At 31.9% G+C, this 15,906-nt stretch carries 14 protein-coding genes and 1 tRNA gene; 6 read left to right on the plus strand and 9 right to left on the minus strand.

The window, feature by feature from the left end:
- Positions 1–1,251, minus strand: a complete 1,251-nt coding sequence (locus tag H277_RS0105910) for a lipopolysaccharide biosynthesis protein (RefSeq protein WP_019974668.1) — start codon at positions 1,249–1,251, stop codon at positions 1–3.
- Positions 1,252–1,302: 51 nt separating this feature from the next.
- Between H277_RS0105910 and H277_RS0105915 the strand changes: the two genes are divergently transcribed.
- The 3 genes from H277_RS0105915 (at position 1,303) to H277_RS0105925 (ending at position 2,779) form a co-directional block, all read left to right on the plus strand.
- A complete protein-coding gene (locus H277_RS0105915) occupies positions 1,303–1,998 on the plus strand; it encodes a YjjG family noncanonical pyrimidine nucleotidase (protein WP_019974669.1) in 696 nt (231 codons plus the stop codon).
- Positions 1,999–2,023: 25 nt separating this feature from the next.
- Positions 2,024–2,620, plus strand: a complete 597-nt coding sequence (locus H277_RS0105920) for an LURP-one-related family protein (RefSeq protein WP_019974670.1) — start codon at positions 2,024–2,026, stop codon at positions 2,618–2,620.
- 85 nt (positions 2,621–2,705) lie between these two features.
- A tRNA-Arg gene (locus H277_RS0105925) sits at positions 2,706–2,779 on the plus strand.
- A 41-nt stretch (positions 2,780–2,820) separates the two neighbouring features.
- Here the strand turns inward: H277_RS0105925 and H277_RS0105930 are convergent.
- The 4 genes from H277_RS0105930 to hisS form a co-directional block, all read right to left on the minus strand.
- On the minus strand, positions 2,821–3,270 hold the full coding sequence (locus H277_RS0105930) for a hypothetical protein (RefSeq protein ID WP_026357436.1): 450 nt from the start codon (positions 3,268–3,270) through the stop codon (positions 2,821–2,823).
- A 1-nt stretch (position 3,271) separates the two neighbouring features.
- On the minus strand, positions 3,272–3,493 hold the full coding sequence (locus H277_RS0105935; protein ID WP_019974672.1) for a hypothetical protein: 222 nt from the start codon (positions 3,491–3,493) through the stop codon (positions 3,272–3,274).
- A gap of 78 nt (positions 3,494–3,571) precedes the next feature.
- Complete coding sequence (locus tag H277_RS0105940; protein WP_019974673.1) at positions 3,572–4,492, minus strand: PfkB family carbohydrate kinase; 921 nt, start codon at positions 4,490–4,492, stop codon at positions 3,572–3,574.
- Positions 4,493–4,550: 58 nt separating this feature from the next.
- On the minus strand, positions 4,551–5,924 hold the full coding sequence (gene hisS / locus H277_RS0105945; RefSeq protein ID WP_019974674.1) for a histidine--tRNA ligase: 1,374 nt from the start codon (positions 5,922–5,924) through the stop codon (positions 4,551–4,553).
- 211 nt (positions 5,925–6,135) lie between these two features.
- Here hisS and recF point away from each other — a divergent pair, with 211 nt between their 5' ends.
- Genes recF through H277_RS0105960 form a run of 3 tightly spaced genes read left to right on the plus strand, consistent with a single transcriptional unit; the run spans position 6,136 to position 8,482 of the window.
- Complete coding sequence (recF, locus tag H277_RS0105950; protein ID WP_019974675.1) at positions 6,136–7,215, plus strand: DNA replication/repair protein RecF; 1,080 nt, start codon at positions 6,136–6,138, stop codon at positions 7,213–7,215.
- Positions 7,212–7,514 (plus strand): DciA family protein, encoded by a 303-nt coding sequence (locus tag H277_RS0105955; RefSeq protein ID WP_019974676.1) that lies wholly within the window; start codon positions 7,212–7,214, stop codon positions 7,512–7,514. The genes recF and H277_RS0105955 overlap by 4 nt, the downstream gene beginning before the upstream one ends.
- A 2-nt stretch (positions 7,515–7,516) precedes the next feature.
- A complete protein-coding gene (locus H277_RS0105960) occupies positions 7,517–8,482 on the plus strand; it encodes a YheT family hydrolase (RefSeq protein WP_019974677.1) in 966 nt (321 codons plus the stop codon).
- 33 nt (positions 8,483–8,515) lie between these two features.
- Here H277_RS0105960 and H277_RS0105965 read toward each other — a convergent pair whose 3' ends face one another.
- From H277_RS0105965 to H277_RS0105980, 4 genes are all read right to left on the minus strand, one after another.
- Positions 8,516–9,190: a hypothetical protein gene (locus H277_RS0105965; protein ID WP_019974678.1), complete on the minus strand. Its 675-nt coding sequence runs from the start codon at positions 9,188–9,190 to the stop codon at positions 8,516–8,518.
- Positions 9,191–9,266: 76 nt separating this feature from the next.
- On the minus strand, positions 9,267–10,805 hold the full coding sequence (locus tag H277_RS0105970) for a RagB/SusD family nutrient uptake outer membrane protein (protein ID WP_081623197.1): 1,539 nt from the start codon (positions 10,803–10,805) through the stop codon (positions 9,267–9,269).
- A gap of 12 nt (positions 10,806–10,817) precedes the next feature.
- Positions 10,818–13,814: a SusC/RagA family TonB-linked outer membrane protein gene (locus H277_RS0105975; protein ID WP_146810356.1), complete on the minus strand. Its 2,997-nt coding sequence runs from the start codon at positions 13,812–13,814 to the stop codon at positions 10,818–10,820.
- A gap of 670 nt (positions 13,815–14,484) precedes the next feature.
- Positions 14,485–15,903 (minus strand): DUF5689 domain-containing protein, encoded by a 1,419-nt coding sequence (locus tag H277_RS0105980; protein ID WP_019974681.1) that lies wholly within the window; start codon positions 15,901–15,903, stop codon positions 14,485–14,487.
- Between the last annotated feature and the right edge of the window lie 3 nt (positions 15,904–15,906).

Consider the following 15,906-nt stretch of genomic DNA (forward strand, 5'->3'; position numbering starts at 1 on the left):
TTACTTTTTATAACGTTTCAACTCTTTCATCACAAAATAAAGCTGAACTAAATAGCCCATTCCTGCAAAGAAAGAATATAGTGATAACGTCAAAAGTATATTTTTATTTAATCCTCCTACTATACATGTAATAAAAGTGATCAAAACCAGGTAAATATTAAAATATAAAGCGTAATGATTTTTCTTAATTACCACTACAATCTGTTGAATAGGATTCATTGCTGAACGGCACAAAATCCAAAAAGAAAGAATCCATGTCATCATATGCAAACCTTTCCATTCCGGTCCAAGAATCCATTCGAGAATAAAAATCCCTATAAAGTTCATCAACAAAAGAAAAACAGCAATTGCGGCTACATTATATACCACCACTTTTTTAGACAAATCATACAATTCATGTGCTCTATGATCAATCATTCCCGCCGATTTTTGAAAGAAGACTTTTGACATCGAGTTTGAAAGCAAAGTCAAAGGAACAACCAATACTTTAGACGCATTCCCTACGAAACCAACATCTTCTTTCAAAAAATAGAATGCGATCATAATTGGCATCAAATTATTCGCTACCGCATTCAACGACTCTGATGGTAAAGTATATTTAATGATTTCTCTGTTATTGAAAATTGTTTTTCGGGCTAATCCAAAATCAATCGAAGTAAATCTTCCTTTTGTAATCGAAAAATAGTAGGCACATGATAAAACTGTTCCGAAAATTGTTCCATAAATCAACCCAGTCTCTTTGTATCCCATCCAATAAAAAATAAATTGAAACAAGACCGAAAACAATGCATTGATCACAAATCCTGTGGATATACTTTTGAATAATTTATATTTTGTAAACAGTGAATTCTGTACATTATTCCAAGCTGTAAATAACCCTGCGATACAACTTAAGAAAACAACTAATATAGATGTTTTAAACGTAAATATTTTTTCTAAAAGAGCATATCCTAAAAAGAAAAAAATAGTAACAAGGCTACTTATTAACAATAGTGTTGTAAATAAATTCCGAATAGCTTTTGATGATTTCGAAATCACAAAAATATTCTCTAAACGAAATGTGGTCAAAATCGAAAGAATTGCGACAAAACTCAAAAAAGCATTGTATGTCCCCGATGCTTCCGGTCCATATATTCTCGCCAATATCAATCCTCCCACAAGCATAATCACTTGAGCAATCGTATTTCCTGCCAACAAAGACAAGACACCTTTAGCATTCTTCGTTTTAAATTTTTGTAACTTTGTTTTCAATTGAAATTTTCTTCCTCAGCAAATCTACATAAAATCCTTAGCTTTGCATTTATGAACACAATAAAACACGTTTTTTTCGACCTGGATAATACGCTTTGGGATTTTCGAAAAAATGCAAAATTTGCTTTAAAAGAACTTTATATAAAGTACGATGTCGAAAACCGTTATGGTTTTACATTTGATGAATTTCATCCATTTTATCACGATAGTAACGAAGGTCTTTGGGCATTGATTCGTGATAAAAAAATCACGAAAGAAGAGTTGAGAGCAAGACGTTTCAAAGATGCATTTGATCAATTGGGGATTGATAATGATGCTTTAGCAAAGATATTTGAGGAAGAATATATGGAAACCATTACCAATTACAATGAAGTCGTGGATGGTGCAATGGAATTATTGGATTATCTGAAACCAAATTACACCTTGCATATCATTACAAATGGGTTTATCGAAGTATCGAAACGAAAAATTGAAACATCTGAACTGAAAGGTTATTTTGATACGGTAACCTATGCGGACGAAATCAAAATCCTGAAACCGGATCCTCGTATTTTTTCGTTAGCCATGGAAAAATCTGAAGCAAAAAAAGAAGAATCTATTTACATTGGAGACGATTGGATTGCTGACGCTGTTGGGGCAAAAGCCTACGGAATGTCTGCCATTTTCTTTGATCGATTGGATGAGAATTTTTCAATGGATAATGTTCCTACGATTAAACATTTGGATGAAGTCAGAAATTATTTATAAGATATTTGAGAATTAACTCGGCAAAATGAATTTAAACAATCTCAAATTTCCTCTTGACATTAAGTTTCACATTGCAACTTTTTCGAATGATTTTACTGTAACTGATGCCAGCAATCACTCCTTATTTTATGTTCGGGAGAAAGTATTTTCATGGCGGGATAGTATAAAAGTATACCGTGATTCAACTAAAAAAGAAGAACTTTATCATTTACGTTCCAATAAATTAATTGATTTTCAACAAACATTCACCATTACAGATGCGAATGGAAATGTTGTTGGCAAAGCACGCAGAAAAACGTTTAAATCTTTTTGGACAGCGACTTTTCATATCTATGATGCAAACGATAATCATTTATACACCATAAAAGAACGAAGTGGATTTGTACGAATGATGGACGGAATGGTTGGAGAAATCCCTGTAATCGGTTTTTTCTCCGGTTATATTTTCAATCCTAAATATGTTTTAACAGATTTGAATGGAGCCGAATACATGGAAGTCTCAAAAGAACCTTCATTTTTTGGACGAAAATTTAAGCTAAATCAGTTTAAACCATCGCAAGACGATTCTCTTTTTATTTTAAGTTTTATGATGATGTTAATCAGTGACCGAGATAGAGGATAACTTTTTTTAATATTTATTTGTAAAATAAAAAATAGTCTTTATATTTGCAATCCCAAATAAGAACAATAATTTTTTGTTTGGAAATGGCCGAGTGGCGCAACTGAATAGCGCACTTGATTACGGCTCAAGAGGTTACAGGTTTGAATCCTGTCTCGGTCACAATTAAAAAAGCTCATCAAAATTTGATGAGCTTTTTTAGTTTAATTTATTTCGATTTCTTCTTCTTTCGGAATATCTTCTATTTTCTGCATTTTTTTTGTCATAAAGAATATACAATTTCCAAACCATGTCAACCAAAAAATATAGAAACCAATATGAAATGTCTTTTTCAGTAATCGGTGCGAAGTTTCTGTAAAATCATAATAGGTGTAAATAAACCCTATGATTCCTATAAAAAGGAAAATCAAAGGCAATAACAGTCTTTTAAAACGTTTTACTGTATTCGCATCCCAAATAGACAAAGCAATAAAAATAACAGCCTGAATAGTAAACAATAAGAAAGCGGTTTTCCACCACGATTTCAGAATAGTATATTCATTGTAAATAATGGTGATTCCTATCTTCCCAATCAATGACATTTTTGAAATCATAATTCCTGACAGTAACGAGGAAAAAGCTAATATAAGTAGATGTATAATTTTGTTTTTCATATCAATTAAATAAATATAATAGACCAAATATCAATCCAATAAAAATTGGTATTCCTATAAGAAAATTATAAAAATCATTTGACCCAGATTCTGAATTTAAAAATTCATCAAATTGTAATGATGGTTTGAAAATCTTAAAAATAACGAATCTCACTGTTGCTCCTAAGACCACACCAACAAATTCAAATACAATCCAAGCTAATATTTCTAAAATAACACCCATCAATGATATTTTCTTACTCTAAGATAAATAAAAAAGCCTTGCTTACGCAAGGCTTTAAATATTTTGATTAATAATCTCTTATAAATTAATTGAGAAATCCATTAATTCGTGGAATTTTCTTAGACGATGAATTAATCCTTCTCTGTCTAAATCTTGTAATGATTCTGTTCCGAATTTTTCACATGTTACAGATGCTAATGCAGATCCGTAAACAATTGCACGTTTCATATTCTCAAAAGAGAAGTCATTTGTTTTCGCTAAATATCCAGAGAACCCTCCTGCAAATGTGTCGCCTGCTCCTGTTGGATCAAACACATCTTCTAATGGTAAAGCTGGTGCGAAAAATACTTGCTCTCCTTGAAATAATAATGCTCCGTGTTCACCTTTTTTAATGATTACAGTTTTTGGTCCTAATGTCATAATTTTTTTAGCCGCTTTCACTAAACTATATTCACCAGACATTTGGCGTGCTTCTTCATCGTTAATAGAAATGACATCCACCTCTTTGATAACATCCATTAACTCATTCCAAGCACAATCCATCCAAAAATTCATCGTATCTAAAACAACTAATCCCGGACGTTGATCTAACTGTGTCAACACCCCTTTTTGTACTAATGGATGTAAGTTTCCTAACATTAAAACGTTTGGAGATTTACGATCTTGAGGAACAACAGGATTAAAAGTCTCTAAAACATTCAACTCTGTTGCCAATGTATCGCGTGTATTCAAATCGTTGTGGTACTTTCCTTCCCAAAAGAACGTCTTACCTTCCTTCACGATTTCCATTCCATCTAAATTAATTCCTTTCGAAAGTAATAAGTCGATGTACTCTTGAGGAAAATCTCCACCAACAACTGAAACAATTGCAGTATCAACGCCTAATAAAGAAGACGCCATACCGATATATGTAGCGGCACCACCTAAGATTTTATCTGTTTTCCCGAAAGGAGATTCTAATTTATCAAAGGCAACTGTACCAACTGTTAATAAACTCATTTTATATTCTTAATTAAATAGTTTGCAAATATATTGAATAGATTTGAATTAAGTCATATTAAGACAATGCATTAGCTAAATCAGCAAAAGCAACTTCAGTTTGTTCTCCTGAAATCATATCTTTTACAGTCGCTTTTTGTTCAGTAATTTCTTTTTCTCCCAAAAGAATTACTTTCTTAATTCCTTTTTTATCAGCATATCCCATTTGCTTTTTCATTTTTGCATCATCAGGATAAACCTCTGTATTAATTCCGTTTTGACGTAATTGTTTCACTAATTTCATCGCTTCTGCTGCTTCTCTTGTTCCGAAATTAATGAACAATGCCTGAATATTAGTCAAATCTTCTAAAGCTGGAAATAAATTATTTTCTTCTAAAACTAAATACGTACGATCTAATCCGAAAGAAATCCCCACCCCAGAAATATCTTTCAATCCAAAAATTCCTGTCAAATCATCGTAGCGACCTCCTCCACCAATAGATGAAGAGAATTCTCCGATTTTTGCTTTTACTTCGAAAATTGCACCTGTATAATAATCTAAACCACGTGCTAATGTTAAGTTTAAAACTAATTCAGCCGATTGTAAACCAATATTTGTTGTACTTTCAAAAACAAACTCTAATTCTTCAATTCCTTTTAATCCAGTTTCTGAAGATTTTAAAATTTCTTTTAATTGAGCAAATTGTGTATTGTAATCTCCATTCATTGAGAATAATGGTGATAAAATTTCAATCGCAGAATTAGAAATTCCTTTTCCAAGCATTTCTTCTTTTACAGCTTCTTCCCCAATTTTATCCAACTTATCTAACGCTACTGTAAAATCAATCAATTGAGCCGAAATATCTGCAACTTCTGCCAAACCAGACAAAATTTTACGGTTGTTAATATGAATTTCAACCGGTGTTTTTAATTCTGTAAAAACTGAATCATATAATTGTACAAAATCAACTTCCTGCAACAACGAATTAGAACCTACCACATCTGCATCACATTGAAAAAATTCACGAAAACGTCCTTTTTGAGGACGATCTGCACGCCATACCGGTTGAATTTGATAACGTTTAAACGGAAAGGTAATCTCATTTTGATGTTGTACCACATAACGTGCGAAAGGCACAGTTAAATCGTAACGCAATGCTTTTTCAGAAATGTGTGAAATTACTTTTTGGCTATTTCTAGTTGTTAATAATTCTTCATCTACTTTTGCTAAATAATCTCCTGAATTTAATATTTTAAAAATTAATCGGTCTCCTTCTTCTCCATATTTACCGGTTAAAGTTGATAAATTTTCGAATGAAGGTGTTTCGATTGGAGAAAACCCAAATAATACGAATTGTTTTTTTATCGTGTTGATAATATATTGACGACGATTCACTTCTAAAGGAGAGAAATCTCTTGTTCCTTTTGGAATCGATGGTTTTTGAATTGCCATTTTTCTAAATGTTTCTTTTTAAAGATACAAAAATACATCATTTTGATTTTTAACCCGACATTTTGTTTAGAAATCATTGTTTTAGAACTGAGAGAATGAAAAGAACAAAAAAAATTCTTGACAAGTTCTACATGAAACAAATCGATTGATCCAAAATCATAAATCAACCTTCATCCATCATAAATCGTAAATTAAATTGTAATTTTGCTCTATGTATTTAAAAGAACTTAAAGCACGGCAATTCAAAAATTTTGATGAAAACAATTTCGAGTTTTCTGCAAAAATTAATGCATTTGTGGGACAAAATGGGAAAGGTAAAACCAATGTATTGGATGCTATTCATTATTTGGCTTTAAGTAAATCGTATCTCAATCACTCGGATATGATGAATATACAATTTGATTGTGATTTTTTTACATTAGAAGGAACGTTTGATAAAAACGAAACAGACGATGTTATTTTCTGTTTGGTTCGTTCCGGTCAACCGAAGCAATTGAAGCGAAATTCGAAATCGTATGATCGTATTTCGGATCATATCGGGCAATATCCTTTGGTGATGATTTCACCTTATGACAATGACTTAATTAAAGAAGGAAGTGAAGTCCGCCGAAAGTTTTTAGATAATATCATTTCACAATCAAACAAGCAATATTTAGCCGATTTGATTCGCTACAATAAAGTTTTAATTCAGCGAAATGCTTTATTAAAGTATTTTGCTGCAAACAATACTTTTGATGCTTCTTCTTTAGAAATTTATGATGAAGAGTTGATTCATTTAGGCAAAAAAATACATGAAATCAGAAAAGAGTTTATTCAAACTTTTTTAGACGCTTTCTTGAAATATTACAATGAAATTTCGGAAGGGCGAGAGAACGTAAATATTGAATATATTTCTCAGCTAAATGATGCACCATTCGAAACTGTTTTGAAAGAGGCCTTGTACAAAGACCGCTTGGCACAATATTCAACTGCCGGAATTCACAAGGATGATCTACTATTTACGATTACCAATTACCCCATCAAAAAATTTGGTTCACAAGGCCAGCAAAAATCTTATCTAATTGCCTTAAAATTAGCACAATTAGAAGTAATCAAAAATTCGTTAAACATCACTCCTTTATTGCTTTTGGATGATATCTTTGATAAATTGGATGAACATCGTGTCACTCAGTTAGTCAAATTAGTGAACGAGGAACGCTTTGGACAAATTTTTATCACGGATACACACCCTGAAAGAACAGAGCAAATCATCAAACAAATCAACTCTGAAAGTAAAGTTTTCCGGTTATGAAAAAGTATGAAAAACGAAGTAATCAGCAAACGCTTGGTCAAGCTTTGGAACATTTCATTAAACAAAATGGAAAGGAAGAATTGATTTGGGAAGTGAAAGCTGAAGAAGCATGGCGAACAGTGATGGGAAAATTTTTCGAAAAATACACGGATCGTGTTGAAGTAAGACAACGTATTTTATATGTTAAGATTAATTCTCCTGCAATGCGCCAGGAATTAATGATGGGAAAATCGAAAATTATTGCAAACATCAACGAAGAAATCAAAAAAGAATTTTTGATTGATGTCAAAATCTATTAGAAATGCCTTATATAGAACATTCAAGTTATCCGAAACCTAATTTCCTGAATCGAAATGCGCATTACTCAACAATCTACCCTGCAAAATTTAAGAAATATCCCATTCCGACTTATGCACGAGAAAAAATTACAACTGATGACGGTGATTTTTTAAATTTGGATTGGCGTTTTCAAGAAAATAAAGACAAATTAATCATCCTTTTTCATGGTCTTGAAGGCGATTCGAAACGAACTTACCTCAATTCCTGTTCGGATTTTTTTTACAACAAAGGATTTAATATTTTGGCATGGAACCACAGAAGCTGCGGCGGTGAAATGAACGAAACTTGCCGTTTGTATCACCATGGTTCTATAGACGATGTACATCGCATAGTGGAAAAAGCAATAACAGAAGACTACCATCAAATTTATTTGATTGGATATTCGATGGGAGGTGCTTTAGTTTTAAATTATTTGGGAAGTTATGAGGTGAACAAACGAATAAAATGCGGGATTACCTTCTCTTCTCCAATTTCTTTAAAATCCTGTGCCGATACGTTGAAAGAGTTCCCGAATACTGTTTATTTTAATAATTTTAAACGAACACTTGTTCCTAAATTTAAAGAAAAAGCAAAACAATTTCCCGGTGTGTTGAACGAAAAAATGATAGACAATATCAAAACTTTTGATGAAGTTGATGAATATTTCACGGCTGCTTTACATGGTTATTCTTCTAAGGAAGACTATTATCATAAGGCGTCACCTGCAACTGTTTTAGACAATATCAAAACACCTTGCTTAATTGTAAATGCTGCAAACGATCCTTTTTTAGGCCGTGATTGTTACCCAATTGAACGCTTCAAAGAGCATCAATTTTGTTCGTTCGAAATGCCTGAATATGGCGGACATTGTGGTTTTCCTTTAAAAGACACGCCTCATTCTTGGGCGGAATTTAGAGCATGGGAATTTATGGAGAAAATAAAAGGATAATTCTAAAAAGATCATCCTTTCTTAAAGATATAATTATAATTGGTTTATATACTGAGTCAGTTTTATCAAATCCGTTTCATTGGTTGATGATATTTTTTCTTTTTTTATATAATTTTTCACATGCTCATCTTTAAAAATAGACATTAATTCTTTCCTTTTATTTGGAATAAGAACTATACTATTATCTATAGTAAAATAATAAATAGGTTTATCAGCTTCATATAACTGAATTTTTGTTCCTGAAGTATCTAATAAATCACTTTTTTCCATTCTATCTGCTAAGATTACAATCTCCTTTTTGTACAAGGTCGTATTCTTTCCTTTGTTAAGGATTTGCATATATCCACCAGATTTTCCATTATTTTCCTGATACTGTAGATAAATAAATTTTTTATTACTTCTTTTGAATGTAATAATCATATTTGGAATTTTATTCAAATCATATGACACATTTTCATCTAAATATTCCATTTGATCTGAATAATGATTATACCGCAATAATGGTATATTTTCTACTTTAGCCCCTTCTATATCATATTTAGAAAAACCATCTTCCAAATATGGATTCCCTTTTATTTCGATATCACTTGTATTCGATGCTACTCCATGAAGTGCTTTATTATAGTAAACTTGTTGAGCATCTACTTGTTGCATAGGACCAAAACCCAAAATAGATACAATAAAAAATGTAAAGTAATTTGTTCTCATGTAGATTATTTTTTACAAAATTTATATATATAAAAACCCCTCAAAATGAGGGGTTAATTATTTATTATTAAATCGATTAATACCCGTCTGTTTGACCAATATTTTTATCTAAATTTAATATACTTTGCCTAACAGGTAACTGCCATTTAACTGAACTTGCAGGCAATTGCTGTGTCGCAGAAGGAGATCCTGTACCATCTGCATAGTGACCGTTTCCTGAACGTTGAATACCTTGCGCATACTTAACAGGTATCCCTGGAACCCCTAATAAACGTTTTAAAGTAAAGAAACGATCTCCTACTTCAAAAGCTAATTCTTTACGGCGCTCTGTGATAATAGCCTCAAATAAAGCATCTCCAGTTTCTCCTCCAGTATAAGCTGTATAACGAGCATCTCTTAATTTATTTAATGTCGTTAACGCTCCTGATTGATTCCCTGACATATATTGAGCTTCAGCTAACATTAAAATTACATCTTCTACACGTAAATAACGTCCGTCATTAACTCCTGCGTTATACCCTGTTCTAGAATACATATATTTCTTAACAGCATAAACCGGTCCTGCACCATCATATTGATTTTGGACCATTTCAACTATACTAGCATTATAACGTTCTGGTTCTGTCGCTTGATCAAATGTTCCTACAAAAGCTTTATCTACTGTAAATTCAACTCTTAAGGTATTTGCCGATAAACCTTGGCTATAATTAGTTCCAAGTTGAATATCATTTGTTCTTGCGAAAGGCAATACGAACAATGCTCCTTGATTTGTTTCTGTTTTCCAAAATTTATCTAAATCTGCTTTGTCTGTTGGTTTTATAGCATCTACAACAGGTGTTGCATATTCAATCACTTTAGGATAATCTCCTTTATACAAATACACTTTTGCTAATAATCCTCTTACAGATAATTTATTTAATCGGTAAATCGTATTTCCTGTTGGATTTGCTGCATAACCTCCATTAGGTAAACCTCCTGCCAATGCATCTTCTAAATCTTTGATAATTTTATCATAAACAATTCCAATATTCGCCTCACGTTTAGGTTCATCTTTGAAGTTCAGTTCAGAGATATATGCAATACCTTGAGAGTTAGCCGCTCCACTTCCTTGAGTAGGTATTTTCGCAAATAATTTCGCTACTTCAAAATGAGCCAACGCTCTCAAAGCTAATGCTTCTGCTTTCACCTTAGGTTTAACTGTACTTGACTCAGGTAAATTATTAATTACCGATAAAATTTTATTCGCATCAGAAATTGCTCTATAAGCATTTTCATACAATTCTGTTACATTCGAGTTTCCTTGGTATCTCCATTCAGAAGCTGTAAAACCTCCTCCTCTACCAAAAGGACTAAAGATTAAGTTATCTGACATTAAGTCCCCTAAAATAACAATATCTCTTGCTTGTCCTGTGTTTCCAAATAAACCGTTTGTTCTGAAGTCATTGTAAACACCTCTAATCGCTGTTTCAAAATCCTCTTCTGTTTTATAAAAATTATCTTGTGTAATATCATTCGGAGAATCTATCTGAAGATCATCTTCACTACAGCTTGTTAATGCTCCCGTGAAAGCGAAAGACATTGCAACTAATGATAATAAATATATTTTCTTTTTCATTTTTTCTAGTTTTTAAAATGTTACGTTAACCCCTAAAGAGAATGTTCTTGTCATTGGATATCCAAATCCAGAGAATGAATTTGATACATAACCTGCTTGTTGAACAGTAACTGTTTCCGAAGAACCTGTTCCTTGTACCGGATTTCCATGGTAGTTTGTAAATACACCTAAATTTTGTATTTGTGCATATACACGGAACGATTTCACTGGAGTAGATTTTAATAGTTTATCATCAAATGTATACCCTACTGATAAACTTCTAAATAAGATATAGTCATTTTTCTCTAAGAATAATGTAGACTCCATTGTTCCATCTGGTGTCGGTTTTCCGAATCTTGTATTATCTCCTGGATTTTTCCAATAATCTAAAGCAGAAACATCTTGATTTTGAGTTCTAAATGTCGGATCTACCATCCATTGGTAAACATTATTGTAAGAATATGCTCCTGCAGAATAAGTGAAATCTGCATTAATATCAAAACCGTATGCTTTAGCATTTAATCCAAAACCTCCAAATACTTTAGGAAGTGGTGTTTTACCTGTCGCTACAGCATCTCCTGATGAATATACATTTGTTACATTACCATCTTTGTCATAGTATAAATAATCTCCCGTTTGAGTATCTATACCTGCATAACGTACCATGTAATATTGATATGGTGATTTTCCTACTTGATGAATTAAGTTGTTTGATCCATTAGCAGTTAATAATTCATCTGTTCCATTTAATCTATCAATTTTGTAATTTACGTTTGTAATATTACCATAAACAGATAAATCAAAATTCTTAGACTTCAATACATCATAATTTAAATCAATTTCGATTCCGTCAGTTGTCATATCTCCTGCATTCAGAGTTGTTCTATAACCTCCTGCTGTTGGCGAATAATTTAAATCAAATAAGAAGTCAGTACGCTTATCTTGGAAGTATGCAAATGATCCTGAAAGAGAATTTTTAAGTAAACTAAAATCAAGACCTAAATTCAATTTTTTATTTACCTCCCAGCTTGTTGTTGGTGTAGCATAATTTCTACTAGGTACTCCTGAAAACTGTCCGTTATAAAAACCTAAATTAATTAAGTTGATATTTGAATATAAGAAGTTACCTCCTGCATACTTTTCTAAAGCTGAATCATCTCCAACTTCACCATAAGATGCTTTAAGAACTAAGCTGTTAACAACTTTATTTCCTTTTAAGAATTGTTCTCTGGCAATATCCCAACCAAGAGAAGCTCCCCAGAATGTTCCGAACATATTGTCCCATCCTGCTAAAGAAGTTCCATCACGTCTTACATAAACATCTAACATATATCTACGATCGTAATCATACGAAGCAGCCCCAATGTATCCAAATCGTACAATTTTTGTTCTATTTGTATATGAATTTCCTTCTCCTAAAATTTGTTGTGCTAAACCTTGTGTTATCAAATCATTATTAGGAAAGGTACGACCCGCTAAAAGTATTCTGTAACGATTGTCTTTTTGATACTCAGATGCAACAGTAAGTCTTAAGTTATGTTTATCCCATTTATTTACATAATTCAACTCATTACGCCAGTTGTAATTTAGGTTATCTCTTGAGTTATCTGTTTTAGATGCAGGAGATCCTAATAATTGCGCTAAATATGTATTACTTCTGTTAAAAGTTTCGTTTTGTAAACGAACATACGTTGCTCCAAAAGTAGAACGCGCTGTTAAATTTTTAACAATTTCTAATTCTAAAAATCCAGAACCATATAATTTAAACTGTCTTGTAATGTTATATGCTTTATGCATTTCATCTAACACCGGATAACCAGCTCCATTATCAACATTATAGATAGGGTATCCCCATTCGTCGTACTGAACGTTTCCATTCGCATCCAAATCATACACTGTTCTATATGGTGCTGCTTGTAAAGCAACGTTAAAAGGAGATTGTCCATTGAAACGATCACGAGGAGAATCTAATGTCTGATAAGCTCCATTTACATTTGCTCCATATCTTAATCTATCACTTGCTTTACCATTGAAGCTATAAGAAGATGTAATACGCTCAAATCCTTTGTAGAAGTTTACAGCTCCATTATCTTTATCATAACCGATACTGAAATTTTGACTTAAATCACCTTGATTATTTGAAATAGAGAAATAATTAGAAGTTACTACACCATTACGGTAAATAGCATCTTGCCAATCTGTATTAATTTTAGACAGCTCTGTTATTTGTTCAGCAGTCCATGGTCTACCAATACCAGTACTAATTTTATATAAATCATTTTGATGATTTAATAACTGATTAGAATTCATTAAGTCGATATTAGGCAAATCCATCATTGAAGTAAATCCAACACGACCCGAATAACTAATTGTTACTCCTCCTTTTTTAGCAGACTTTGTTTTAACAATTACAACACCATTTGCTCCTCGCGCACCATAAACGGCCAACTGAGATGCTTCTTTCAATACTTTGATATCATCAATATCTCCTGGGTTTATACTGTTTACATCAGCAGCTGTCAACGGAGATTTAACCCCTCCGTTTAACCCTAAAGCTCCACGAATTGTAACATTCGCTGTACTTCCAGGTGCTCCATTTTGAGCTTGAGAAACTAAACCAGACACTTTACCACCTAACATTTGGTCAACTGACAAACTAGGATTAAAATCTTTAATTTGATCAGCTTTTACAATTGTTTGACCTGCTTTTTGTGGTGCTTCGAAGATACTCGTTACCACTACTTCATCTAGGCTTACGTCTTCACTTGTATATTTTAAAGCTCCTAAGTTATTAGAAGTTACTTTAAATTCTTTTCCATTGATCACTAACGTATCTCCTACCTTAGCATCAATGTTGAAATTTCCATTTTCATCTGTATACGTAACTTTGTCAGTACCTTTTACAGTAACTTCTACGTCAGACTCTGGGAAATTGTTCGCATCGTTAACTACACCTGTTACTTGGGCAAAAGCCATAGTTCCTAACCCTAGGAAAGCTAATAGACCCAAAGATGTTAATCTTCTCCTCATAGTTTAATTTTTATAACATTTAAGACAAAACTCTAACTTTTTTTTAAGACTTCCAAAAAGTTGAGTATTTTTTTTTATTTATCAAGTATTTAAATTTTTACTCTATTAAATACATATATCAACAGTAAAAACGCTCATAAACATCAATACAAGCATAATTAAACATAAAACACATGAAGTATAATGAATCTAAATAAGATCTCAACTTAATGATGAATCATATAAATGTGTTAAAAAAATATAAAATCAAAAAAAAACGGATTGTTATACAACTGTATCTTTTTAATCTTATTTATAAATAGGAAAGTAAATTTGCGAATTATAACGCAGTAAAAGGATGAAAGATACAATTAATTGTATCTTTATTAAATTAAATATTAAAATATTTTTTTTATCATATTTTTTCCATTTAAAGCATAAAACAACTAAATAATTTAATTTTCAACATTCTATTAATCAAATTACAACCTAAACAACATTATTTTTAAATAAAATATAAAATCAATACATGTTTTAATCAAATTTAAATATACGATTTCATTGCATTTTTATACCAATAACCGTTAAAATATTGATTAAAATTTTCATTTCCTTAACAATCTTCCTTTATAAAAATAAAAAAGACGGCTAAAAATTAGCCGTCTTTTTTATTTTTATTTGATTAATTAAATTAATCGATTTTGATATCATCTATTTGAATATCGTATACTCCATCTCTACCAACTTTTATTGATAAAAATCCGTTTACTAAATTTTGAAGATCTAACTTTGGTAAACCTTTAATGTTCAATTTAACATTGATCCATTTACCTTTTGTATCAATCGACCCTCTATAATCATTTCCTTGAACATAATCCAATATTACATCAGTATCTTTTACATCTAATAAATTAAATACATAATACTTTTGTGGTCCGGCTCCAGTCGTTACATCCTCTGTGGCATTTACATTAATTGATAAAGTTTTCCCTGTAGAAGTTCCTTTCAACTTGAAATAAATCGCTTGTGGATCTTTAGGAATTGATGCCCCGGCTTTCGCAGTAACTACATAGTCATTACCAGTTGGCGTTCCTTTAATTTGTAAAGAATTCGTATTATTAAATCCATTACCGATACCCTGAGTAGCATATGGTTTAATCCCATTAGCTGTAATATTATCTAAAAAAGTTTGCCAATTTTCAAAATCAGCTCCTTCAAATAAATAAATTGCATTTGAAGATGGTTCTCCATCGCCTCCTGGATTTTCTCCACCCCCAATTTCAAAACGGTCTTGATCAAATTTTACATCATTCGTATCACGGATATATACCTGATAAGAAGAATTAAAAATACTTACAACAACAGTGATAGAGCCACTTTTTGTAGGCAATGCTTCGTTGTACCATTTTGCAAAACCAGAATTACGTAAATCTACTGTTTTTCCAGACTTATCAATCAATACTCGGTTTACAGTAGCTCCTTGTACACCATAAGTTTTATCAACCTCAGGCTCTTTAAATTGAATATTATTAATCGTAACTAATGTATTTAAGTTCTCTGCTTTTAAAGCTTCCGTTAAATTATTAACCACTTTAGGCTCAATAGTCTGTTTTTCATCACAAGTTTTGAAAATATACTTCTTCATTACTGCTGATGGAATACGACCTACTGCAAAACTTGGGTCTACAGAACCAATTTTCATAATTCCTCTATCTTTGGCCACAACTAATCCTTTTAAGCTCACTTGTATTCTTGCTCCTAATGGATATTCATTATATAAATTAGTCCCGTCAATTTCGATTTGAATTCCTGCTGTCGCCTCTTTCGGTTTATCTTGTAATGAAATTGTTTTATAGAAATTTCCTGTTTCATCGCTAGAGATGACATAAGCATCTATAATTAAATCTTCAGCAATTGCTCCGTTTGAATCTAACTGAATCGTTCCGGAAGTTACTTTTGATGTTAATTCTCCAATTGTAATATTCGCCGTTAATTTATCCGCGCATTCTATTGGTGGTGTTGCGTAATCGTCATCTTTCACACAAGACTGAGTTATAAATAAGCCTAAGCTTAAAACACCTGCTATTGTTAATTTTGATATTGTATTCATATT

The organism is Empedobacter brevis NBRC 14943 = ATCC 43319 (assembly GCF_000382425.1).
Taxonomy (GTDB): Bacteria; Bacteroidota; Bacteroidia; order Flavobacteriales; family Weeksellaceae; genus Empedobacter; species Empedobacter brevis.